The organism is Paenibacillus xanthanilyticus (genome assembly GCF_042682185.1).
Lineage (GTDB): Bacteria > Bacillota > Bacilli > Paenibacillales > Paenibacillaceae > Paenibacillus_Z > Paenibacillus_Z xanthanilyticus.
In genome coordinates, this window is the sequence record NZ_JBHUHA010000001.1 from 2,949,826 (window position 1) to 2,973,130 (window position 23,305).

The following is a 23,305-nucleotide window of genomic DNA, read 5'->3' on the forward strand; positions in this document are numbered from 1 at the left end:
ATTACCTTTAAGTAACTATACTATGTGTTACATCAGCGGCAGATATTCATACGACTACAACGTTTCAAGGTGAGCCAGCCTCTTTTCTTTCCATCTGTTGGAGCCAAACAATCCATTGCAAAATTTGAGCTTCTTGAAATTTTTGAGGATGATAACCGCTTTGCTTATGAATTTGCTCTAGCCGATACTGCATGGTATTTCGGTGGATGCCAAGGAGCTTAGCGGCCTCTGCCACATTTAGATCGCATAAAAAAAACACCTGAAGGGTTTCCTCGATTTTCTCATTCCAGTATTCTTTTGACGCATGAATAAGTTTTTCCTTGACCTGACCAGGCAGTTCATTAATGGTAATTGGACCTATAACCTGGCGGTATGCGAGGACGCGCTCATTCATGCTAGGACAGCGAAGCACGGCTTCTGCCTCTTCAAAGCTGGAACGCACCGCATGAAGGGTTGGAACCAAGGAACCGACGCCTATGCGGTAGTCGGCTGTACAAGAGGTAACGATCCGGCGTACCTGATCCATCATTAATGATAATGACGATGTCGCGTGTCCATAACAGAGTAACAAGGTTCGATGGGGACGATAGGCGCTAAGAAGGATCGAGCTGCCGGCTAGCCTCCGACTTAAGAGGTCAAAAAATCGCTCGACGGTGTTGAACTGGAGAGAAGGTTCATGCTCAATCACAACAGCTTGATAAGGGGCTGTAATCCTACACCCAATGGCTTGCAGCCGCAAACCAATTTTACCCTCATGAACGACTGTACCTTCCACAAGTTCTTTCAGAACCCAATCGATATGCAGCTGCCTCCATTCCTGCTGCAGCTTCAGCTGGCTCTGCTTAATCATCAACTCTGTAGTCATTTTCACTAACTGAGCAATCGGTTCGATCTCTTTTATCCTGCCCGAGATGCCAATGACACCCACGACTTGTCCATGCACGATAATCAGTAGATTCAATCCAAGCTGTGAGCCCTTCCAGCGGGATTGATTACTTTCATCGATAAGCAATTCCTGGCGCTGACGAATCACATAAGCTGCCGCAGCGTGATAATCCCCAAGCCTTGAAGGGGCAGATGGTGGGGAAGGTACGGTTGATGCCATCATTAGCGCCGGTCTAGGAGATCCGATCCGCGTGCCTGTTACAGGCCCCCATGGAACTCCGATTATTTCCCATTACGCAAAGCTGCATGCTCATGGCCAGCATCCTAAGGCTGTAGTAGAGATCGCCAATATTTGTGGATTAATGATGGTAGAGGGTCAAATGGATCCCTTCGCTGCTTCTAGCAGAGGACTTGGAGACATGCTAAAGGTTGTGCTGGACGAAGGGATACGGCATGTGGTCATAGGCTTGGGAGGAAGTGCGTGCAATGATGGCGGTATGGGCATGCTGGCTGCCCTTGGAGTACAATTCTACGATGAACGGGGACACACATTATTTGGCTGCGGTGCAGATGTGTTGAAAGCTGCCTCTGTCAACTGGAGCCAAGTGGATAGCCGTATTATGGAATGCGAGCTGATCATTGCGAGTGACGTAACAAACCCTTTGGTAGGTCCATCTGGAGCCACGCATGTCTATGGTCCGCAGAAAGGACTCATTCCCGAGATGATGGAGCCATTGGATCAAGCTATGGCTCGTTATGGAAGAATGCTGGAGGTTGCCAATAGCCGCGGTTCTACGCATTCACACCTTTTTTCCCCTGGCTCTGGCGCAGCAGGAGGTCTTGGTTTTGCCCTGCAATCCATAGGGGGACGCATCGTTCCGGGAGCTGAGGCGGTTGCTGATCTGACGGGACTGAAGAGCGCGATCCGGGAAAGCGATTGGGTGCTGACCGGTGAAGGCAAGAGCGATTACCAGACACTCTACGGCAAGCTGCCTATGTATGTAAGCACATTATCAGCTGACTTCGAGAAACCTGTCGTACTTATTTCCGGTAGTCACGGTGAAGGCATCGCGTCGCTTTACTCTCATTTCGCCGGTTGTTTTGCCTCGGTGAATAAGCCGACCACGCTCGGCGACTGTCTGGAGGAGGCAGAGAATCTATTACTGCAATGTACACGAAATGTGGCACGGTTAATTCAAGCGAGCCAAAAAATGGGCTAAAAGGAGTTCATTCCACATGAAAATTGTTGTGCTAGATGGATATACGCTGCAGCAGAATGACCTTAGCTGGGCAAAACTACAAGGCGTAGGCGAGGTTACCGTTTATGATCGAACCGCGTCCGATGAAATCCTAACTAGAGCACAAGATGCAGACATCATTCTTACCAATAAGTCACCTCTCACAGCGGAAACATTGGACCAATTGCCCAATCTCCGATATATCGGTGTGCTAGCTACCGGCTTCAATATCGTTGATATAGAAGCAGCACGCAAACGGGGGATACCCGTAACCAATGTGCCAACTTATGGCACGCATGCTGTTGCACAATTCGTCTTTGCACTGATTCTCGAGCTGGTTCAGCAGGTCGGCATGCATGCAAATGCCGTTAGGTCGGGAGAATGGACTGCTTGCCCTGATTTCAGCTTCACGCGCACCAAATTGATTGAGTTGGCTGGCAAAACTATGGGCCTGATCGGACTCGGTCAAATTGGAAAACAGACTGCAGCGATCGCTCGCGCTTTCGGCATGCATGTCATTGCTGTAGGCAGCGGACGCCAATCACCGGAGCCTGTCGAGGGTATTGAATGGGTGGAGCTGCCGCAGCTGCTGACACGAGCCGATATTGTAAGTTTGCATTGCCCGCTTGTTCCGGAAACATTCCAATTGATCAATAAGGATCGGCTCAAGCTTATGAAACCTTCAGCTTATCTGATCAATACATCTCGAGGACAAATTATTGCAGAGCAGGATCTTGCTGATGCACTCCATAACGGGAAGCTTGCAGGCGCCGCTTTGGATGTGCTGTCCATCGAACCTCCTCAGCAGGATCATCCGCTGCTTCATGCACCCAACTGCATCATCACCCCACACATTGCTTGGGCATGCATAGAGGCACGCGAGAGACTTATGGACACTGCAGTACAGAACTTGCGTCAGTTCCAGGCCGGAACACCAGTGAATGTCGTTAATCCGTGAAAGCACGTGAATACTCAGATCATCCCATGAAGATATGGAGCAGTTGCCTCGGCAATCTGCCCCTGGTTCGTTCCATAATCGGCCCGGCCTATGACGGTGAGAGGATTCTCACCGCTCGCTATCCCTTGCGATATTCTCGAGGGGAGAGCCCTACCTCGCGGGAGAATAATTTGGAAAAATAAAGGGGATCCTGGTAGCCAACCTCGAATGCCACTTCGGATATCGGAGCAAGTCCGCTGCGCAGGAGAATTTTGGCCTTATCCATACGGACCTTATGCACATAATTCACATAGCTGTAACCCGTAATCTTCTTGAATAATAAGGAGAAGTAACTGACGGACATGGAGCAAATGCGTGCCATCTGGTCCCGGTTGACAGGCTGCTTATAATGGTCGTGTAGGTGCTCCATAGCCTTCTTGAAACTTAATGGAGGCATTACGAAAAATATCAATGGATTTAATAAATCACAGAATCATTAGTCTAGACTACCCTCACAGAATGATTATCGAAAGGGAAATATTCAACACTCTAAAGCAAATATTACAAAAAAATATTAATTATTATATTGGCGGAGTAACTCCCTATCACATAAATAAATTTAAGATCTACTATAGGACAAATGAAGTTTCTGAAAAAATAAAAACGCTATTTTTAGAAGGAATCGACATAATTGATATTTCCAGAAATATGTCGTCTTCCGATCCGTATGTCCAGTTGGATATTAAAGAGGCATTTAACGATTTGGAGTGGACGTTATCATTATCAAATAAGTTAAACAACTATATTGCTTTATTAAATGAGATAAACAATGATACAGTTTAATTAATAAAAGATTAAAATTGAAATAAAAATAGCCCGTGTTAAAGGAGCACTCGGGCTATTTGTAGTTAGCTGGCACTGCCTCACCATCACTTCTTTTGCTTATAAAACTCATGATACAGCTTCATCAGCGCCCTCTTCTCAATCCGCGACACATAACTCCGGCTAATCCCCAATTCCTTCGCAATCTCCCGCTGCGTCCGCTCTTCCCCGCCCGTAATGAGCCCGAACCGACCAACCACGACTTCCTTCTCCCGGTCATCCAATATATCCAGGTTCTTATAAATCTTGCTCTTCTCTATTTTAAGTTGAACTTTATCCGCCACATCGTCGGCTTCCGAACCGAGGATGTCGATCAGCGCGTGATCTCGTTCCCCTCTTTGTCCGTTCCGATCGGGTCGTGCAGCGAAACGTCTTTCTTCGTTTTCTTCAGACTACGCAAATGCATCAGGATTTCGTTCTCGATACAACGAGCCGCGAACGTCGCGAGCTTCGTCCCTTTGCCCTGCTGGAAGCTCTCGATCGCCTTGATCAGACCGATGCTCCCGATGGAGATCAGGTCCTCCAGGTATTCCTCGGTGTTGTCGAATTTCTTGACATTGTGAACACGATCCGATGTAATTTTTGTTCTTAAAATGGAGCTGATGTACTTATTAAAACGATCACCAAGGTTGATTGCCACGTTCTTCGGTTGAGAACCACGTCTTTTCCGTTTCCTGCTCGGGCTGTATCTTGGAATACTTTTAATGAAATGTAGCATCTCCCAGGATAAGCAGAAGAAACACCAACAAGCCGAGGGGAATCCCAATGCTCGTCGATGCTTCTGGCTCACTGATCGTATTCAGTTTATACGTCACGATGGCATGTTTTCAATCCTCGTTTTAGCTCTCATAGGTGAGGTCTTGGAGACCGTATACACGCTCGTTATTATTCCAGGTTATTTCTAGCGAATAGTTTTGTAGGAGACTTTTTGCCTCCACTTTATCTAGATCTGAACCATTCAGAAGTATTGAAATGCTGGACTTCCCGCTTGATAACGGAGACACTTCCACGTACTGGACATCCCTAAGATATAAGATTGCATCTTTATTCTCTGATGATTTCGGAAGCAAAGCCATGTTAACATTCTTCAACCTTAAATAGTTGCTATTCTTGATATCTACCGTAAGCGTTACAAAGGCATATTGATTCGCATTTCCAAGCTGATCCGTTTTTTGTAAATAAACAACGTCTTCCTTGCTCTCCTTAATGGCGGAGAAGGTTGTTGAACCGTCCGCGGCCGCAGAACTCACGTCCATTGCTATCACCGTTACCTTGGGCGGCAATATTTTATTACTAATCAAGCCGCTACCGACATAATCGACCAGAAATACAAGAATAATAATCAATATGGGGATTATAGATTTTTTGTTCATTATTTTACCCCCGAGTAGAGATACTTGCTCCATTCTTACCCTATTTTACTCGAACGGAATAAGCCAAAAATCGCGGTTATCAATGTGGGGCGCTGTCGGCGGCACTCGTATACTATTTACCTGGTAGTCCATGGTTGGCATTTCTTAAGCTCAATCTCCTTAGAGCTAGTACAATTACCAGATATTATAGTATTTAAATTCCAGCGGGTTAAATAGTTCCAGACAACCAATTAACAATTCCATTTCATTTGTCGAATCGTGAATGAAATTAAATAGCCGAATCATCCCCACGCACTCTGTACGCGTTCCTATTAATCTTGAGGGAGACTTATTACCCTCAATGCCTTGAACGCAGATAGGGACAGCAATAAATGCTGTCCGATGAAAGATCGTGATTTCTCACTTCTTCTGCTTATAAAACTCATGATACAGCTTCATCAACGCCCGCTTCTCAATCCGCGCCGCGACACGTAGGAGCGGCTAATCCCCAATTCCTTCGCAATCTCCCGCTGCGTCCGCTCTTCCCCGCCGGTAATCAATCCGAACCGACCAACCACGACTTCCTTCTCCCGGTCATCCAAAATATCCAGGTTCTTGTAGATCTTGCTCTTTTCTATTTTAAGTTGAACTTTATCCGCCACATCGTCGGCTTCCGAACCGAGGATGTCGATCAGCGTAATTTCGTTCCCCTCTTTGTCCGTTCCGATCGGGTCGTGCAGCGAAACGTCTTTCTTTGTTTTCTTCAAACTGCGCAAATGCATAAGTATCTCATTCTCGATACAACGAGCCGCGAACGTCGCGAGCTTCGTGCCTTTGCCCTGCTGGAAGCTCTCGATGGCTTTGATCAATCCAATCGTGCCAATCGAAATCAAATCTTCAAGATCTTCCCCAGTGTTATCGAATTTCTTGACATTATGGACACAATGCGATGTCTGTATTTTGTGTTGAAATCACAGAACTCCCTAATATATCGCTATATACAGAAGTGATAGGTTTAATAGTTACGCTCTATTGAGAAGATTCACGGGTAAGACATATAAATGACCCCTCTTACGATACCTGAATCCGCCATGCGGCAGCCCTCATAAAATAAGGATTAGACTGACTCTAGAAATCGCAGAAGCGACAGCCATGGACGAGAAAAAAGTCCTAGACTGTCACTGCTTTTTTATTGAACTAACGTAATTGCCTTTTCAAGTAAAAGTATATGGACAGCGGAGTGAAGACCGCGATCAGCAGAAGGCCGACGCCAATGCCCGACATAAGGTCGGTTGCTTCCGCCGTGCCGTGAAACAGTCCACGCGTCAGCGCAACGGCAATGCTGATCGGGTTCACATCGACCGTCGCCTGCAACCAGCGAGGCATCGTCGAGGTGTCGACGAACACGTTGCTCGCGAACAGGAGTGGGTACACAATCATCATGCTCGTGCCCGATACTGTCTCCGGCTGCTTGACTATATTGCCGATGAGCGCAAACACCCAACTGACACTATAGGCAAAAAATACAACGTATATCGCCGCCAGTACAGCGCCGGCGACACCGCCGTCCGGTCGAAATCCTAGCGCAAGTCCCATTGCCAGAACGGTGAGCAGCGCGGCCAGGTACCGAAACCCGTCGGAGATGATCGCTCCAAAGAGGGCAGCGGGCTGCCAGAACGGCATTGTACGGAATCGGCAGTAGACGCCTCTTGCGATATCCGTGCATAGCGTCGTGCCGCTATACACCGTCAATGGCACAACCGTAAGGACGAGGATGCCCGGCAGCAGATACTGAATATAGCCACTGACGGAGCCGGCCATCGCCCCGCCGAATAAGAAGGTGAAGATGAGCAGCATAATGATTGGCGACACGACCGCCTCGACGGCTAGGCTGAAGCCGTTGTTGCTCATATGTTGCATAGTTCTACGCATAAACAACGCAGTCGCTGCCAGACCGCTCGGACTTCGACGCGGCTTTCGCACTCCAGAAGTCTGTGTGAAACTCATGATGCCACCTCTTTTCCTCGCGCAGCGGTCAGTGCGAAAAACACATCGTCAAGGGTCGGCTCGCTCAATGCGAAATCGTCGATCGCTGCCGCGTGATCGAACAGCGTGCCGATGACGGCATACGCCAGTGCGGCTTCCTGTATAGCAGCCTTCACAACCTGCCCGTCTTCGTCCTTATGAGCTTCCAGCCCATGTTCGCTTGCGAGCAACTTGCAGATGTCGGCCGGGTCGGTTCCCTCCCCCGGCCGGATCGTCAGCGTTTTGCCGCGGATCGACGCTTTAAGCTGCTCGGGCGTACCTCCTGCGATGACCTTGCCTTGGTCGATGAACCCGATGCGATCGGCCAACTGATCGGCTTCTTCCAGGTACTGTGTCGTCAAGAGCACGGTCGTCCCATTCTTCACCAGGCGGCGCACCGCTTCCCACAACTCTTGCCGGCTTTGGGGATCAAGCCCGGTCGTGGGCTCATCGAGAAACATCACCTCGGGTTGTGAGAGGATACCTGCGGCGAGGTCCAAACGTCTACGCATACCGCCGGAGTACATACCGACCGCCCGGCCGCCGGCATCCGTCAGACGGAAAGATTCGAGCAGCTCCGTCGCAAGCGCTCGGGATTCCCTGCGAGTATAGCCATGAAGTCCGGCGAACAGGGTCAGGTTTTGCCAGCCGGTAAGCGACTCGTCCAGGGCCGCATATTGGCCCGTTACACTGATGCGCCTTCGCACGTCAGCGGCTTCCGTCACGACGTCGCGGCCGCATATGCGCGCCGTCCCCCCCATCCGGCCGCAGCATCGTGGTCAACATATGGATTGTTGTCGTCTTGCCGGCGCCGTTCGGCCCGAGGAGCGCGAACAGCTCTCCTTGCCGAATCGCCAGATCCACTCCGCGCACTGCCTCATGAGTCCGGAACGATTTGCGCAAGCCTTGCGCTTCAATGGCGTAGGTCATCTTCAGCTCTCCTTTCCTCTTCACAGAAACTCCCGCTTATGCTCGATTGCCCACTCGGCGAACGTACGGGCCAGCCGCCCAAGCACCTGCTCAACCGTTGGAAGCACGGTGTAGCCGGCCTCCGGCGGATTTTTCGCGATCTGCGCGAAAAATTCGACGCTCTCCTCGTCGTAGCCCTGATCCCGCCAATTCTGCCGCGCCTCTTCTTCAGTCAATTCGACGAACGGGATGTCCTTGCCAATCGCCGCAGCAATCGCGCGCACCGCTTCCCTGCGCGTCAGCGCTTCAGGCCCGGTCAGCAGATAGCTTCGGCCGTGATGGCTGCCGCCAAGAAGTGCTTCGACGGCGACGGCGGCGATATCCCCCTCGTGGACTCGCGCGCTTAGCGCGTCCCCGCAAAATTCCCGTACGACGCCTTCCGAGCGGATCATTTCCCGCCAATCCACCAGCACATTGGCCATAAATTCGGTTGGCTTCACCAGCGTCCACTGCATGCCGCTGGCCCGTAGCGCTTCCTCGACTGGACCTTCCTCATAGCCGACCAGCACGACAACGCGCTTCACCCCGGCCGCTTCCGCCAGCGCCAGCACCTTCGGGTCCGTGTTGAGGTCGGCGTCAAACTCATCGCTGGAAGTAATCAGAAACATCGCCTTCACGCCTTGTAACGCATCCTCCAGCGTTTCTGGTTTCATCAGATTCCCCGCCGCAATCTCCACACCTTCCGGAAGCTTAACTCTCGCCCGCTCCGGATTTCGCGTTAACGCCCGAACGAAAGCCCCTCGCTGCACCAGCAGTTCCGTCACATGTTGTCCAACCGTTCCAGTTGCCCCTGTCACTAAAATCGTCATGTCACATCTCCTTCTCGTTTTTTAACGTAATGTCCGCGAATGGCTTCGATGTGAGCGATAAAGTCGTCTTGCAGTTCGTCCGGCGAAACAACTTCGACGTTTGTCCCGTAGCTGGCGATGACTGACAGCGCGTACTCTTTCTTGTAAAAGACCGTCCGAACCTCGATGTAAGCCCCTTGGTATGTGCATTCGCCCGGAAACTGCTGCAATACGCGCGTGCGCACCAACAGATCGAAACGAAGATGGGCGAAGATCCCATGCACATCTTCCGGTTCCGACTCGTCCGTAATCGGCCGGGGAGCAAAGGTTTCCTCCGATACTTGGAGCCGGTCGATCCGCGATAGACGGAAATACCGTCTCGCCCCGCGCCACCGGCAGTACGCTTCCAAGTACCAGACGCCTTTCTCCCATAGCAGATTCAGCGGCTCCAAGCTGCGCTCGGTCGCTGAGCCGGATGCGCTTGTGTAAGCGATCTGAACAACGCGAGATTGCCGGATCGCCCGAAAAAGCTCACGAACGATGTCCCGTTCGTGTTCGGGCACGCTTATACCGAGGATAACAGCTTCTTGGCTACCTTCGTTCGCCAACCCCGGATGCAGGCTCGCCAGCTTCCGCATCGCAGGCGACACGGCGCCGCCCATCGCCCCTTCCATCGCTTTCACTAGCGAGTAGATCACCGATAAGTCATCGACAGTAAAGTATTGCCGAGTCAGGAAGAATCCGTTCATCAGCTCGAATCCGCCGTCTGCGCCGGTAAACGATGCCACCGGAATACCTGCCTGATTAATCAGTTCAATGTCGCGATAGACGGTGCGAACCGATACCTCGAACTTGTAGGCTAGTTCCGTTGCGGTCACCCGTTTTTTGGCCATCAGCTCTAGTGTGATCCCGAGCAAACGATCCAGTCTCATGGCCATCGCCTCCTCTGTCAATGTCCTAGTTGTGGTCATCTGATTTCTATCCTAATCCAAAAATCCTGACAACAAGGTTGTCAGGATTAAAGAAACATCAGAACTTTTTTTACTATTGTAGCACCTTCATGTCCTTTTGCTGCTTCAAGCCTCGATGTCCTCCCAATCAAAGGGGTAATACGAAAACCGCCCCTGACGCGGGGGCGGTCGAATAACGTCTCCTTCTTAATGTGCACCTTCGTTCCAGAGGGCTACGCGATCTTGCACATACTTCGTGAAGCCCTTCTCCATTCTCTCGACGCCTGCTTGGATCAGGTCTTGCTGATAGGCGTCCCAAATCTTATCGAAGTCTGCCGGCTTCGCCAGGATCGCTTCCGGGATCCGCTTCCAGGTGATGTCCTTCATCTTTTCGGCCAGGATGGTGACCTCGTCGTCGCCCGGAATCTGGATGTTCCAAGCTCCCCCGTAAGCCTTCTCCGTGAACTCGTCCTCTTTCGGGAACAGGTCTTTCCACGTCGTAGCGCCGTAAGCTGCCAGCGTTTCCTTATCGGCGTCGCTGTAGCCGAGCGGGATTTGGTCCGGGTTGCTCTTCGTGTAGTAGTTGCCCGTCTCATCCTTGACGCCGTCGCCATAGTGAACCATCATGTTCGTGTAGAACCCGATACCGGATTCCTTCGTGAACGCCGTGCCGTCGTTATTGATGCGGTCCTGCACTTCCTTCGGAACAACGCGCTTGCCGTTCTCCATATTCCAGTGCTTGCCTTCAACGCCCCAGTTGTTCAGAATCTGGAACTCGTCGGAAGCCAAATAGTCGAGGAACTTGATGATGCGTACCGGATCCTTCGCCGTGCTGGAGATCGAGATGCCATAGCCGCCCATGAAGCCCGTCGGCCAGAAGTCGGGTTGCTTGATGTCCTTGCTCATCGTAACCGGATAGTGGCCGTACGTCTGGTCGAACTTGCCTGCGGCTCTCAACGCCTGCACGCCGCCGCCGAAGTCCCAAGCTTGGTCAATCAGGCCAAGGACGCGGCCGGTAGCTACCTTCGCCTTGTACTGGTCGTACTTCTGGACGAAAATTTCCGAATCAAGCAGCCCTTCCGCGTTCATGTGGTTCAGCCAGCGGAAGTATTCTTTCTCTTCCGGACGGCGATAGTGGTAGATCGCCTCGTGTGACTCCTGATCGATGAAGTACTCGCCGTCGTCCGACCCGCCGGTAACGGATACGGCCGGGTTCGTAACGGAGATGAACATATGCCAGTCGTCGGCGTTCAGCGTTACGCCGATGTTCTTGTTGCCGTTCTCGTCGATTGGGTGTTTCGCGAGATAGTCCTTGATGACCTTCTCATAGTCCTGGAGCGTGCGGATTTCCGGGTAACCGGCTTCCTTGACGACGCGGTGTTGCAATTGGAAACCGCCAACTGCGGATAAGCGCGTCTCTCCGACGGCTGCGTACGTCGGGATCGAGTAGATAGCTTGGTCCTTCGTCGTATACTTCGCACGGTTCATGTACGGGCCGAGAACGCGCTTGATGTTCGGTGCATACTTGTCGATCAGATCGGTCAGGTCGATGACGCCGCCGGCGTCAACCAGTTTCCCGATGTCGCCCTTCGCGGAGATGATGTCCGTGTATTGGCCGGATGCCGCCATCAGCGAAATTTTCTGCTGCGGGTCACCTACGGCGAATTCAGCGTCCAGTGTAACGCCCGTTTTCTCTTTTAGGATCTTGGACACGTCGTCCTGCATGTTGTTCCAGTTCGGGTTCTGGTCCTCGAAGAACGCCGTGATCGTAAGCGGCTTAAGATCCTCGGAAGCCGTATCCGTCGTTCCCGTGTTACCTCTCTCCATATTGCCGTCGTTGTTGCCGCTGCAGCCCGCGATCAGACCGATACTGAGCGTGAATGTCATCAGCAGTGCGGCAGCTTTGCTTTTTTTGTTGTGAAACATCCTGTTCCCCCCTAAATGATTAATCATCATTGTATGAACTGGTTAACTTGTCTACCGACAGTTTGTGGTTTCTCAACTCTTGACCGCGCCCAGCGTAAAGCCCTGGACGAAGTAACGCTGCAGGAACGGATACACGACCAGGATCGGCATCGTGACGACAATCGTAATCGCCATCCTGACCGATTCCGGCGAAATCTGGCGCATAACCTCCGTCATGTTCTGCCCGCGGAAGTTATCGGTGTTGGTCGTCGTGCTCTGCAATACCTTCATCAGCTCGTACTGCAGCGTCGTCAGATGGTCGGCCATGCCGTTGTAGAGATAGGTATCAAACCAGGAGTTCCACTGCCCGACCGCCAGGAATAGCCCGATCGTCGCGAGCGCCGGCTTCGTCAGCGGCAGAATCACCCGCCAGTAAATCGTCCAGTCGTTCGCCCCGTCCAGCTTCGCCGATTCCTGCAGGGCGTAAGGAATGCCGTCGATGAACGAGCGGATGATGAACACGTTGAAAGCGCTCACCATGCCCGGCAGCACATACACGGCGAACGTGCCCAGCATGTTCAGGTCGCGGATTAGGATGTAGACCGGAATCAGGCCGCCGGATACATACATGGTCAGCGCGAGATACATCGAGACGAACCGGCGTCCCTGGAATTCCACTCGGCTGACCGTGAACGCCAGCATTGACGAAGCCACAAGGCCGAGCAGCGTGCCAATGACCGTCCGCAGGACCGAGATCTTCAGGCCCGTCAGCAGGCCCTCGAAGGCGAAGATTGTCTCATAGTTCTTCCAGGTGAATGCCCGCGGATAGATCGTGATGCCTCCGCGTACGCTGTCGGTCGAATCGTTCAGCGAGATCGCCAGTACGTTTAGGAACGGGTACAGCGTGGAGATCGTGATAACGGCCAACAAGACGTAGACGATGACGTCGAAGGAGCGGTCGACCCAGGATGAGCTTGTCATAAGTTTGCGATTAACGGTTTGTGATGCCATTGTCCATCCCTCCTTAGAAAACACTTTCTTTGGTCATGCGCCTGAACACGCCGTTAGTGACAAGCAGCAGAATGATACTAATGACCGAGTTGAACATGTTGATGGCGGTACCGAACGAGAACCTTCCCATATTCAGGCCGTAATCGAGCGCATATAGATCAAGCACCTGGGAGTAGTCGCTAACCAGTGGGTTGCCGAGCAGAAACTGCTTCTCGAAGCCGATGCTGGTCAGGTGACCAATCGAGATGATCAGCAGGATGATGATCGTCGGGCGGATACCCGGGAGTGTGATGTGCCAGATCTGCTGCACTCGGTTCGCGCCGTCGACGCGCGCTGCTTCGTATAGATCAGGCGCGATGCCGGCGATCGCCGCAAGGTAGATGATCGCGTTCCAGCCCATCTCTTTCCACAGGTCCGCACCAGTGATGATGTACCAGAACAGGTTGCCCTTGGCCATGTACTGGATCGGCTGATCGATGAGGCCGATGCTGATCAGCAGGTTGTTGATTGTGCCGTCGGTGGCCAGCATCTTTGTGACGATGCCCGCGACGACGACCCAGGAAACGAAGTGCGGCAAATACGAGACAGTTTGCACGAACCGCTTCATGGCCATCTGACGGACTTCGTTCAGGAGGATAGCGAACAAAATCGGAATTGTGAAACCCGCGATTAGCGACAGGAAACTCATCGCCAGCGTGTTACGCATAACCAAGTAGAACGTCGGATCTGCAAACAGCATCCGGAACTGATCGAAGCCGACCCATTCCTGGTCAAAGAAGCTGCGGCCCGGACGGAATTTCTGGAACGCCATCGTCCAGCCCCACAGCGGTAGGTAGTTAAATACGAATGCCCAGATTAAGAAAGGTATGGACATAAGATAAAGGTATCGCTGCTGCAGCATGATGTGCCAGAATCGGCCTTTGTCCTTTTTTGCCGGTCGATCGATGTCGGTTGTTATCGTTGCCATTTCGGTCCCTCCTTGTACTTGAATCTATTGTAACGAGAACGCTTTCCTGGCAATATACAAGGAATCCGACTAATTTTCATCCACGAATAAGCGTTTTCAGAAATCGGTTACAAAAACCCGTTGATGCATGGACTAAGGAATCGCCGCTTCTCGCGTCGGTGCTGAGAATATGGAGTCTGAAGGTGTTTTTCGCAAAAAAATACCGGTCTAGGGCGCAACATCGCGTCCTAGACCGGCCATACATTTATTATGGACGAGCGAAACTCTCCCTTGGAATTGAGATGCATGAGATTCAGCGGAAGTAAATGTCACGCGCGATCCAAAGGAAGCCATCTCAGCACGTCTTGAATGGTTTTATCCCAGAATGCCCAATCGTGCACGCCCAGCTCCTCGGCGTAAGTGTAGTCCAGTGAAGATTGGTCGAACGCTTCCTTCAGTTCGATATTTAGATCGTACAGGAAATCTTTCGTACCGCATGCTTGATAAAACGCGGGCTTCGGCCCGGTTGCGCGATCGCAAGAATGAATAAGATGATACAGATCGTTAGCAGTTCCTTCATGTGGTCCGTCTCCGAATGCGAGCCGCATAAATGGAGGAAACTCTCCCCCCGGTCCCGGGCTCCAAAACGGGAAATTACCGGTCGACAGTCCGGCAGCAGCGGCGAACATGTCAGGCTTGCTCAGCGCCCATCTGAATGCCCCGTATCCCCCCATCGACAGCCCAGCGACAAAATTGTCTTCGCGAGCCTCCGACAGCGGGAACAAGGACCGGGCAATCTGGGGCAGTTCTTCCATGAGGAAGGTGCCGTACTTTCCTCCGTACGCCATATCCGTATAGAAGCTTAAGTGGACTTGAGGCATCACGACAGCGAGCCCCAGCTCGGAAACATAGCGTTCAATCGATGTCCGGCGCATCCAGATCGTATCGTCATCGGATCCGCCATGCAACAGCCAGAGGACGGGATGCCGCTCTCGGTTGGAGACGCCATTCATTCCGATTTGCCCCCTGGTCGCTTGAGGCACAATAACGGTCATTGACGTGCTGAGCCCTAACGTTTCCGAGAAATAATTGCATCGAATCAGTGCCATTATACATTCTCCTCTTATCAATGTTATTGAACGAAACAACCATAACCATATTCCCTTGCCGGTCGATCGATGTCGGGGTATCTTCTTCGTCGTTTGTCACTAGATTCGCTTGAACTCGACCCAGCCGATCTCAAGACCCGGCTTAACCGGCTCGAGCTTCAGCTCGTACAGGCCCGCTTCGAGCGCGATCTTCAACAGCTTCTGCCGAATCCAGCGGCCTTCCGTCCCATTCGATTGGATCGTCGTCAGCAACTCGCCGTTCAGCGTCGCGATCGTCGAGTTCTGCGCGACATTCGTCTCTGGCGACATAAGGTTCACGATAATCCGGTACTCGCCGGCTTCGTCGACCTTCACGTATGCCGGACCGTTCACTGCCGGCTTCACTTGCGGATTCGCGGACAGGGCTTGCGCCGGCTCCGCTTCAGGAGAGAGCGACGGGTTCGCCTTGAACGCCTTCACCGACTCTTCGAAGACTTGCTTGCGGCGGAAAACCGGCGCGTTCAAGAGCCAAGCACAGATGTTCATGGCGCTGCGCTGCAGTTCGCCGCGGGTCAGCGTGCCGTCCGCAAGCTTCTCGAGCGTGTTGTCCTCCATCGCGTTAATCTCCGCGCCGTAGTTCTGCACGACCATGTACAGGTCATTCTGCGCGCGAACCATCGCGTACGTGTTCTGCCTGCTGGACTCGCCGCCGTGAATCGGGTCGTTCATGAGCGCCCACCAGTCCGTCATGACGATGCCGTCGTATCCCCATTCGCCCCGCAGAATCGTCGTGTTCAGGTCGTAGTTGGACGCCGCCCAATGTCCGTTGATCGGGTTGTAGGAGGTCATAATCGAGTTGGCCCCACCCTCTTTCACCGCAATCTCGAACCCTTTAAGGTACAGCTCACGCAGCGCCCGCTCGGAGACGACTGCGTCGACCTTCCACCGGTGCTTCTCTTGGTTATTGCAAGCAAAATGCTTTAGAGTCGCGTTCGAGCCGCCCTTGATGATGCCTCGAACGTTGGACGCCCCGAACAATCCCGTGACCAGCGGATCTTCGGAGAAGTATTCGAAGTTCCGGCCGTTCATCGGACTGCGCCTGAGGTTCATGCCCGGCCCAAGTAACGTATCGATCTGGTTGCTCAGCAGCTCTTGGCCTTCCAGCACATACATCGCTTCGACCAACTCAAGATTCCACGTCGCGGCCAGCAGCGTGCCGATCGGCACCTGCGTCGCCTTATGACCACTGTCCATCCGGATGCCGGACGGGCCGTCCGCCGTACAGCCGATTGGCACGCCGTACTGATTGAAGAGCCGATCGCTCATGCCGCCGAATGCGGATGCCGTGCCCGGCGTGACGAGCGGGCTGACCATACCTTCGCCGCGTACAATCGTCGCAAGATCATCGTCGCTTAGCTGGGCGATGAATTGTTCCATGGTGACTTTGCCTTCGTGGACGTCGCGTAGCGTATAGCCGCGACCGACCGTCTGCTCGATCGTCTGCGGCAAGCGCGAAGCGATCCGCTCGGAGATAGAAACGGTGCGCTTCGGGACGTCGACGTACGTCTCTTCATAGGTGCCGTCCGCCTTGCGCGCGCCGGGCTTCAGACGCTTGAAGCTCTCCGTAGGCGCGAGCGCTTCTTCCAGCTGCTCCACGACCAGCAGGTCAGCCACTGTGTAGCCATCTTGCCCGTCGACCGAAACTTGCTTCGTATAGCGCACGCTGCTGCCGACATGGAAGAGGTACGTGCCCGCTTCAAGCACGTAAGCGGAGCGATAGCCTGCCTCGCCGCCGTCGTCATAGGACGCCATGCGATTGACCGGGAAACTCAGCGTCATCCGCTGCGATTCACCCGGTTGCAGCACGCCGGTCTTGCCGAATGCCGCGAGCGCGCGCGCCGGCTTGCCGAGCTTACCTTGCGGCGCTTCGTAATAGACTTGCACGACTTCCTTGCCCGCGTACGCCGTACCGGTGTTGGTAACTCTGACGCCGAGCTCGATATATTTTTCGCCGTTGCGATCGACCGTCTTTGCCTCCTCCGGCTCGAGCTCGAACGTCGTATACGAGATGCCGTAACCGAACGGATAGAGCACCTTGTCCGGCGCGAACGTCTCGAAGTAGCGGTAGCCGACGTAGATATCTTCCTCGTAGATGTTCCGGAATTCGTCGCCGTAGTTGCGGGTGGACGGATAGTCGTCAATCGAGACCGCGACCGTGTCGGTCAACTTGCCGCTTGGCGTCACGTCGCCGACAAGCACGTCGGCGATCGCGTTGCCGCCTTCCATGCCGCCATGCCAGGCGTAGATAACGCAAGGAATCGGATGCTTGTGGCTCGCATCGTTCAGCCAACTCGTGTCGATGATGTTCGAGACGTTCAACACGACGACCGTCTGCTCGAAATGAGCCGTCACGCGCAACAGCATCGCTTTCTCCTCATCCGTCAACAAGTAGCTCCCCGGTTCAATCGCATTGTCTTGGTCCTCGCCGGCCGTCCGGCCGATGACGACGATCGCCTTGTCCGACGTGACGCGCGCCGATGCGGCCAGCTCGTCCGTCAGCGGCATCTCTTTCTGGTACCAAGGCTCCGCCGCCCAACCGCCGCCACCGTTGTCGAACGGATTCGCCTCGATCCACTTCTCGTAGACGGCCGCTAGCCCTTCGTTGACGGTAATGTTCGTCTTCGCGCGCAGGCCGCCGAGCAGGTTCGTCGTGTACGGCACGTTGACGCTGCCGCCCGACCCTGTACCGCTGCGGTAATAGTTAATTTGGCAGCGGCCGAATACCGCGACGTTCTCACCTTCGCGGATCGGAAGCACCTGTCCTTCGTTCTTAAGCAGCACGGCGCCTTCCGCCGCAACCTTGCGGCTGAATTCGGCGAATCCTGGTAGCGGGATGCCATAAGCATGGGTATTCGTCAAGTTTATCCCTCCAATGAATGCGTGTGATCCCAACGATTATGGGTTGTTACCCATATCGGTCCTCCTTGTGTTTGAATCTATGTTAATTCAAGGGCCTTCCCGGGGATATCCAAGCAATCCGACTAATTTTCATTTAATAATTCGAGTTTTTAGAAAACGGTTACGGAAGTCCATAGAGCATGGTCTAATGTATCGCGGCATCACCGAGATCGCGAGTACCTACGATTTGGGGAGCATTGCACCACCATCAGGGATGATGGGAGACGGTCTTTACAGCTTCAGTTGGTGTCTTCCTCTTGTCGGCGGAGTGGTGCAACAGGTAGTAGAATAGCGCGGTGAGTGCCACCACAGCCGATGACGTCAGATAAACGCCGCTGTACTTCGTGTGCATCGCGAGCATGCCGAGCAGAATGGAGCCGAGCCCGAAGCCTGTATCTAACAACAGCCAATAGGTGCTTGTTGCGAGGCCGCTTCTTTCCGCGGGAGCGGCCTGAACAGCGATTGTCTGAAAAATGGGCAGCAAAATGCCGTAACCGAGCCCGATGACCGCGCCGGAAACGAGGAATACGGCGACGCTGTGCGCGAAGGCCAGCAGCAGCATGCCTGCAGCGAACACGACGACGGAGGGATAGACCAGAATATTCGGGCCGATCCGGTCGAACAGCTTGCCGACAAAAGGACGCGGGATGACGATGAGCGCCGCAAAGCAGACGAAGAACAAGCTTGCAGAGCTGGCGATTCCGAGCTCGTCGGCATAGACGGAGATAAAGCTGGTGATGCCGCTGTAGGCAAAAGCCAGAAAGAAGCCCGTCAGCGAAATCGGAACGGCAGCGGGCTCAATCAACGCCCGCCAGGTCATCTTACGGCGCTGCGCCCTTCCGCTTGCCGCGGGCTTTCGGGCGGCCACGGGAAGCCCGGCAAGTACAGCACAGATGAGCGCCGCGACCGAGAAGGCGCCACACATGACAAACAATAGCGAGGGGTTGCCGCTTCCCGTCACCGAGAGTCCCACGAACGGTCCGATGACCATGGCCAGGCTCGTGAACAGACTGAAGCTGCCGATCCCTTCCCCTTTGCGAGATGCGGGCACCAGATCGGCGGCAACGGCGCTCGTCGCGGTCGATGCCATCCCGAAGCTGCTGCCGTGCAGGAAGCGAAGCACGAACAGAATCAGCAGTCCGTTAACGGCCGGGTAGAGGAGTGAGGCAGCAAGAAAAAAAATAACGGACGTGAGAATGAGCGCTCGCGGGCTCCAGACGCCGGCCAGGCTGCCGACGATCGGCCGGAACAGCAGCGCGGCGACGATGAAGACCGTCATGGCTAGGCCGATATGGCTTTGGTTTCCATTCCAATGTTTAGCGACAATAATCGGAAGACTGGTAGCCAAAGTATAGAAATTCATAAACACAAAAAAACTGCACAAACATACCAGTGTAAAAGTTCTGGTCCACAATCGAGACTGCTGCATAATGTCTCTCCTATCTGCTAACTTAAATTTTCGATGGCGAAGGTCGGCGATAAGGGACACTCCCCCCTGATCTGGAATCAAGGAAGAAATCTGCAGAGTGGCATGTCCAAGGTTCAAATTTCCTTCATGGCATTTGCGATTTCAATACAGAGATCCTCGGTCTGAGGCAAAAAGCCCAATTTATCAAAAAAACCATGCGTACAACCCTTATAACGAATCGTCTTGACGGGTACTTGGGACAGGGCAAGCTTCTTGCTATATAATTCTGCCTGAATACGGGCACCGTCAAATTCTGCACTGACACAAAGGGTCTTTGGAAGTCCCTTGCTATCCACAAATAACGGACTGGCATACGGACTTTTCGCATCCGCCTTGTTCGTGAAATACAGGTCACTCATTGGATCGTCGTCTCTGTCCTCGGTAGGCCTGCCGACACCCAACACCAGATTAATCATCTCGCTTTGTTCTTCCGCTATTTCATAATCATCGATATCCCACTTGTATCCTTCTACACCTTTGGTGAAAAAGGTTACGCAAGGATAGATAAGTACTTGCAAGGCGATCATTTGAAGGTCAAGCTCTCTGTTTTTTACCGCGACTGCCGCGGCCAAATTACCTCCTGCACTGTCGCCGCCAACGGCAATCTTGGTCCTGTCTATTCCAAATACTTCAGAATGATCATAGATATACTTCACGGCATGAAAACAATCATTGAATCCGTTCGGAAATTTCTTCTCCGGAGCGAGCGAGTAATCGATGTTGAATACGACCGCGTCTGCCAGCTCAGCAATTAAGCGGCAGGAATTTTCAACTCCATAAACGCTGCCTCCAACCCAACCGCCGCCGTGAAAGTAAATGAGACATGGCTTACCTTTCTTCCTCATGGACCTTTTGGTGTAATATCTCCAGAGGCCGACATCGTTTTCTCCCAATCGAATTTTTTCGTATTGGGTATGAATTTCCGAGAGGTTTAAATTGCGATTGGGAAATCCCATATGGTCTCTCATGGCCTGCAGGGCATGCTCCGGTAAAGTTGGCTCCGCCGTTGTCCCCTGCTCCGGTCGTTGTTCGTTCCCCATCATGGCCTTCTTAATCATTTCAAGCTCTCTTGGATCCAAATAACCGGGTCTGGTTTCCTCGGGACTTGCTTTAATAATGATTCTTGTTCCGCGAATATCCACTTCTTCTTGATTTGCTTGTAAAGCATCCACGAGATCTTTGTTATATTCTCTCAAAATAGTAGCCTCCCGTAATAACGTAATGTGTGGACCTTGTTTGTGGGCGAATAATTTCGTTACGCCCGACGACGCTGACTACAAAAACGTCAGCCCTGAAATCCTCGCGCCAAGAGGAAGTTAAACGGAGCTTGGGGTACTAGTCCATATTTTCCCGGAATTGCGTTGGCGACATGCCGACGTACTTACGGAATTTGGCGTGGAAATAATTGACGTTGGAAAGTCCGACCTGGTCGGCAACCTCGTAGACGCGCATGCCCTGTTCGAGAAGTTCCTTCGCCTTGCCGATCCTTACCTTGTCACGGTAAGTGTTGAAATGGTCGCCGGTCTGGCTCTTGAACAACTTTCCTAGGTAAGAGCTATTGTAATTCAGCGCCTCGGCAATCGTCTCCAGCTTCAGGTTCTCCTTATAATTGCGGTTGATCAAGTCGATCATGCGGCGGATGCACGTCTCCTGCGTATCACTGCCCGCGTCGGAGGCCATATCGGCGAGCAGGTCGGCGATGCTCTTCAGCATGACCGCGTAAGTCTGTGACCGTTCGATCGCCAGCACCCGTCCCGAGAATTCCTGCGACCGCTTCCGGACGGACGTATGCTTTAGGGCCAGGCGTTCCAGCACATGCGTCAGCATCTGCATGAACCTTGCCTTAGCGCTTGTCTCTCCTTCACCGGCCTGCAGCATAAGCCGGCCCGCTTCCTCCAGCTGCCGCGACAGTACATCCGTATTGCCGGTTTCGGTTGCGAGCACCAGCTTGTCCGCAAGGCCCTCCAGTCGGGACAGCGCCACCGGATCCGGCGTGGGTTCGGGCAGCAGCGGGGGCGGCTCGGGGCCGATGATCTCTCCGACGCGGAAGAAGCGCTGGCGCATCCGCTCCTGTGCGATAGCATAGGACCTACGGATCTCCTCGATCCGCGTCGTCCGTTCGCCGGCCGCGACGGTAAATACACAATGCTCCGCTTCGGCCACCATCTGCAAGTCGGCAAGAAGCTGCCGCCTGGCAGACGCGCCGGAGATGCCGTCCCGCAGCAGAATGCCCACGTAGGGCTCCGCGGAAAAAACAATCCCCCTCCCGTTTCGCTCGTACAACGATGACAGACCGGCGCGTATCGAATCCTGGGACAGCGGCGGGTCGGATTTCAGTGCGTGCGGGAGCAGCAGAACGACCTGGAAGCCGTTCCATAGCATGCCGACTTCCTTCGCCGTCCGTCGCAGAGTCCCACTGTCATCCGTGATCCGACCCGTCAGAATCTCCCGCAACAGCCGTTCCTGGTTCCAAAGTTCACTGGGAACTTCCGCCTGCATCCGGATTTCGTCGTCCATCGTCATCTTCAGCTTCGCGAGATGCTCCGACATTTCGTCCTCATCGACAGGCTTGAGCAGATAGCCGTCGATGCCGAGGCTGATCGCCCTTTGGGCGTAGCTGAAATCCGCATATCCGCTGAGTACGAGAACATGAAGCCGCGCATTATCCCGTTTCAAGATCTGGATCAGCTCGAGACCGTCCATTCCCGGCATCCGGATATCGACAATCATGAGCCCCGGCTTGTGCAGCCGGTATTTCGCCAAGGCCTCCTTCGCGTTGCCCGCCGTATCCACCACCACGAAGCCGAGCCGTTCCCACTCAATGAGCGCCTTGAGACCTTCGTGAATCGTCGGCTCGTCGTCCACAATCATCACGCTATGCATCGATGCCACCTTCCTCCATGCTGTATTATGGACCGGACTGTCGTTCCTTTGCCTTGCGCGTTCCCGTAAGGAACCCCCCTACTCCGGGCCGTACATGAGCTGCATTCGCAGATAGGCGTTCCGCAGCCCGATCCGTTCCCACGTGTGATTTTGTTCCTGTAATCAATCTACTTTGGAGCAAAAAAAAACTGCTGCGATCGCAACAGTTTTGAAAAATTATTTTATATTACCCGGCTTTTTTGAAAACAAGATCCCGGATCTGCTTCACGCCTCAGTTTCCCTCTGATAAGTTCCATGTCATACTGTCGTTGGAAAAAACAAAATTCCGCAGACCCTCTTTATCAACGATATAAATATGATTCTTAATCTTGGTAACCAAATTGTTTTTCTTTAAGGAGCTCATGACTTTGGATATGGTAGCGCGTGAAGTTCCGACCAAATTCGCGAGCTCCTGATCCGTCATTCGGGCGGGAATTTTTAAGCCCTGTGAAGTGTCCGAGCCAATGTCTCGAGATAGCATAAGCAAGGTATAACAGATTCGTTTTTCCACGGTCAAGAACGTCATAGTGCTTAATTGAACCGTCAGTAGATGGACCTTGGCCCCCATCTCCTGACAGAATGATAGAATCCATTCGGGCTTATTCGATAAATAGGGGATTAGGGTCGGTACATCAACTTTGATTAGAGTGGAAGGCTTGGTCACGATAGCTGTAGTAAACTGCGGGATCCGATTAATCGCGGTAACGACCCCCAGCATGCCTCCTTCTTGATTCATTACGGTTTTCTCGGAACCATTCTCCCAATTAACCACTACCTTTACTGCACCATCAATTAAATAATAAAAATAATCCGTCATATCGCCTTGAGTAAATAAACGGTCGCCGGATTTATATTGAACGGGCTTTCCAATACCTTGAAACAGTTCTTGCAAAGAATGGCTTCCCTTCAGCCAGTAATGGTTGCTCTCCAAGTCCATCGCCTCCCCGCTGCTATTTTCATTGTAAAATTCATCTGAAGGAT

Annotated in this window: 19 protein-coding genes and 2 pseudogenes; 2 read left to right on the forward strand and 19 right to left on the reverse strand. The window is 52.9% G+C overall.

Translation table 11 applies throughout. The features are described from left to right. Positions 1-64: 64 nt before the first annotated feature. Positions 65-1,108: a PucR family transcriptional regulator gene (locus ACFSKT_RS12400; protein WP_377721322.1), complete on the reverse strand. Its 1,044-nt coding sequence runs from the start codon at positions 1,106-1,108 to the stop codon at positions 65-67. A gap of 22 nt (positions 1,109-1,130) precedes the next feature. On the opposite strand from ACFSKT_RS12400, the gene ACFSKT_RS12405 reads away from it, so the two are divergent. Together ACFSKT_RS12405 and ACFSKT_RS12410 are read left to right on the forward strand one after the other, a co-directional pair. Next, complete coding sequence (locus ACFSKT_RS12405) at positions 1,131-2,105, forward strand: glycerate kinase (protein ID WP_377721971.1); 975 nt, start codon at positions 1,131-1,133, stop codon at positions 2,103-2,105. 16 nt (positions 2,106-2,121) lie between these two features. Continuing rightward, positions 2,122-3,081, forward strand: a complete 960-nt coding sequence (locus ACFSKT_RS12410) for a D-2-hydroxyacid dehydrogenase (RefSeq protein WP_377721323.1) — start codon at positions 2,122-2,124, stop codon at positions 3,079-3,081. 118 nt (positions 3,082-3,199) lie between these two features. On the opposite strand, the gene ACFSKT_RS12415 is transcribed toward ACFSKT_RS12410, so the two are convergent. The 18 genes and pseudogenes from ACFSKT_RS12415 to ACFSKT_RS12500 all read right to left on the reverse strand — a co-directional run bounded on the left by ACFSKT_RS12415 (position 3,200) and on the right by ACFSKT_RS12500 (position 23,255). Next, positions 3,200-3,517 (reverse strand): helix-turn-helix domain-containing protein, encoded by a 318-nt coding sequence (locus ACFSKT_RS12415; RefSeq protein WP_377721324.1) that lies wholly within the window; start codon positions 3,515-3,517, stop codon positions 3,200-3,202. A 472-nt stretch (positions 3,518-3,989) separates the two neighbouring features. Next, a pseudogene (gene sigK, locus ACFSKT_RS12420) lies at positions 3,990-4,504 on the reverse strand (RNA polymerase sporulation sigma factor SigK); the annotation flags it as partial. 277 nt (positions 4,505-4,781) lie between these two features. Continuing rightward, a complete protein-coding gene (locus ACFSKT_RS12425; RefSeq protein WP_377721325.1) occupies positions 4,782-5,315 on the reverse strand; it encodes a hypothetical protein in 534 nt (177 codons plus the stop codon). A gap of 399 nt (positions 5,316-5,714) precedes the next feature. Then, positions 5,715-6,232: pseudogene (gene sigK, locus ACFSKT_RS12430) on the reverse strand (RNA polymerase sporulation sigma factor SigK); the annotation flags it as partial. Between the two features lie 259 nt (positions 6,233-6,491). After that, a complete protein-coding gene (locus tag ACFSKT_RS12435) occupies positions 6,492-7,301 on the reverse strand; it encodes an ABC transporter permease (RefSeq protein ID WP_377721326.1) in 810 nt (269 codons plus the stop codon). Further along, positions 7,298-8,044, reverse strand: a complete 747-nt coding sequence (locus ACFSKT_RS12440) for an ATP-binding cassette domain-containing protein (RefSeq protein WP_377776318.1) — start codon at positions 8,042-8,044, stop codon at positions 7,298-7,300. The genes ACFSKT_RS12435 and ACFSKT_RS12440 overlap by 4 nt, the downstream gene beginning before the upstream one ends. Then, complete coding sequence (locus ACFSKT_RS12445) at positions 8,028-8,249, reverse strand: ATP-binding cassette domain-containing protein (protein ID WP_377776319.1); 222 nt, start codon at positions 8,247-8,249, stop codon at positions 8,028-8,030. The genes ACFSKT_RS12440 and ACFSKT_RS12445 overlap by 17 nt, the downstream gene beginning before the upstream one ends. A 20-nt stretch (positions 8,250-8,269) precedes the next feature. Then, positions 8,270-9,097 (reverse strand): NmrA family NAD(P)-binding protein, encoded by an 828-nt coding sequence (locus tag ACFSKT_RS12450; RefSeq protein ID WP_377721328.1) that lies wholly within the window; start codon positions 9,095-9,097, stop codon positions 8,270-8,272. Next, positions 9,094-10,008 (reverse strand): helix-turn-helix transcriptional regulator, encoded by a 915-nt coding sequence (locus tag ACFSKT_RS12455; protein WP_377721329.1) that lies wholly within the window; start codon positions 10,006-10,008, stop codon positions 9,094-9,096. Before ACFSKT_RS12455 ends, ACFSKT_RS12450 begins: the two co-directional genes overlap by 4 nt. Positions 10,009-10,233: 225 nt before the next feature. Then, positions 10,234-11,952: an ABC transporter substrate-binding protein gene (locus ACFSKT_RS12460; RefSeq protein ID WP_377721330.1), complete on the reverse strand. Its 1,719-nt coding sequence runs from the start codon at positions 11,950-11,952 to the stop codon at positions 10,234-10,236. Positions 11,953-12,024: 72 nt separating this feature from the next. Then, positions 12,025-12,942 (reverse strand): carbohydrate ABC transporter permease, encoded by a 918-nt coding sequence (locus ACFSKT_RS12465; protein ID WP_377721331.1) that lies wholly within the window; start codon positions 12,940-12,942, stop codon positions 12,025-12,027. A 13-nt stretch (positions 12,943-12,955) separates the two neighbouring features. Further along, a complete protein-coding gene (locus ACFSKT_RS12470; RefSeq protein ID WP_377721332.1) occupies positions 12,956-13,909 on the reverse strand; it encodes an ABC transporter permease in 954 nt (317 codons plus the stop codon). Between the two features lie 308 nt (positions 13,910-14,217). Further along, positions 14,218-14,997 carry an alpha/beta hydrolase gene (locus ACFSKT_RS12475; RefSeq protein WP_377721333.1) on the reverse strand — a complete coding sequence of 260 codons (780 nt, stop codon included), beginning with the start codon at positions 14,995-14,997 and terminating at the stop codon, positions 14,218-14,220. A gap of 99 nt (positions 14,998-15,096) precedes the next feature. Further along, positions 15,097-17,895, reverse strand: a complete 2,799-nt coding sequence (locus tag ACFSKT_RS12480; protein WP_377721334.1) for a glycoside hydrolase family 3 protein — start codon at positions 17,893-17,895, stop codon at positions 15,097-15,099. Between the two features lie 247 nt (positions 17,896-18,142). After that, positions 18,143-19,363, reverse strand: coding sequence for an MFS transporter (locus tag ACFSKT_RS12485; protein WP_377721335.1), 1,221 nt, complete (start codon positions 19,361-19,363; stop codon positions 18,143-18,145). 113 nt (positions 19,364-19,476) lie between these two features. Beyond that, positions 19,477-20,598, reverse strand: a complete 1,122-nt coding sequence (locus ACFSKT_RS12490; RefSeq protein WP_377721336.1) for an alpha/beta hydrolase — start codon at positions 20,596-20,598, stop codon at positions 19,477-19,479. 139 nt (positions 20,599-20,737) lie between these two features. Next, positions 20,738-22,285 carry a response regulator gene (locus ACFSKT_RS12495; RefSeq protein WP_377721337.1) on the reverse strand — a complete coding sequence of 516 codons (1,548 nt, stop codon included), beginning with the start codon at positions 22,283-22,285 and terminating at the stop codon, positions 20,738-20,740. A gap of 271 nt (positions 22,286-22,556) precedes the next feature. Continuing rightward, entirely contained in the window at positions 22,557-23,255 is a 699-nt protein-coding gene (locus ACFSKT_RS12500) for a Crp/Fnr family transcriptional regulator (RefSeq protein ID WP_377721338.1), read from the reverse strand. Positions 23,256-23,305: the final 50 nt, after the last annotated feature.

Coding starts and splice junctions, on each gene's coding strand:
- ACFSKT_RS12400 (WP_377721322.1), bottom strand. CDS start 1,108: ATGATGGCATCAACCGTACCTTCCCCACCATCTGCCCCTTCAAGGCTT.
- ACFSKT_RS12410 (WP_377721323.1), top strand. CDS start 2,122: ATGAAAATTGTTGTGCTAGATGGATATACGCTGCAGCAGAATGACCTT.
- ACFSKT_RS12415 (WP_377721324.1), bottom strand. CDS start 3,517: ATGCCTCCATTAAGTTTCAAGAAGGCTATGGAGCACCTACACGACCAT.
- ACFSKT_RS12425 (WP_377721325.1), bottom strand. CDS start 5,315: ATGAACAAAAAATCTATAATCCCCATATTGATTATTATTCTTGTATTT.
- ACFSKT_RS12435 (WP_377721326.1), bottom strand. CDS start 7,301: ATGAGTTTCACACAGACTTCTGGAGTGCGAAAGCCGCGTCGAAGTCCG.
- ACFSKT_RS12445 (WP_377776319.1), bottom strand. CDS start 8,249: ATGACCTACGCCATTGAAGCGCAAGGCTTGCGCAAATCGTTCCGGACT.
- ACFSKT_RS12450 (WP_377721328.1), bottom strand. CDS start 9,097: ATGACGATTTTAGTGACAGGGGCAACTGGAACGGTTGGACAACATGTG.
- ACFSKT_RS12455 (WP_377721329.1), bottom strand. CDS start 10,008: ATGAGACTGGATCGTTTGCTCGGGATCACACTAGAGCTGATGGCCAAA.
- ACFSKT_RS12460 (WP_377721330.1), bottom strand. CDS start 11,952: ATGTTTCACAACAAAAAAAGCAAAGCTGCCGCACTGCTGATGACATTC.
- ACFSKT_RS12465 (WP_377721331.1), bottom strand. CDS start 12,942: ATGGCATCACAAACCGTTAATCGCAAACTTATGACAAGCTCATCCTGG.
- ACFSKT_RS12470 (WP_377721332.1), bottom strand. CDS start 13,909: ATGGCAACGATAACAACCGACATCGATCGACCGGCAAAAAAGGACAAA.
- ACFSKT_RS12475 (WP_377721333.1), bottom strand. CDS start 14,997: ATGGCACTGATTCGATGCAATTATTTCTCGGAAACGTTAGGGCTCAGC.
- ACFSKT_RS12485 (WP_377721335.1), bottom strand. CDS start 19,363: ATGCAGCAGTCTCGATTGTGGACCAGAACTTTTACACTGGTATGTTTG.
- ACFSKT_RS12495 (WP_377721337.1), bottom strand. CDS start 22,285: ATGCATAGCGTGATGATTGTGGACGACGAGCCGACGATTCACGAAGGT.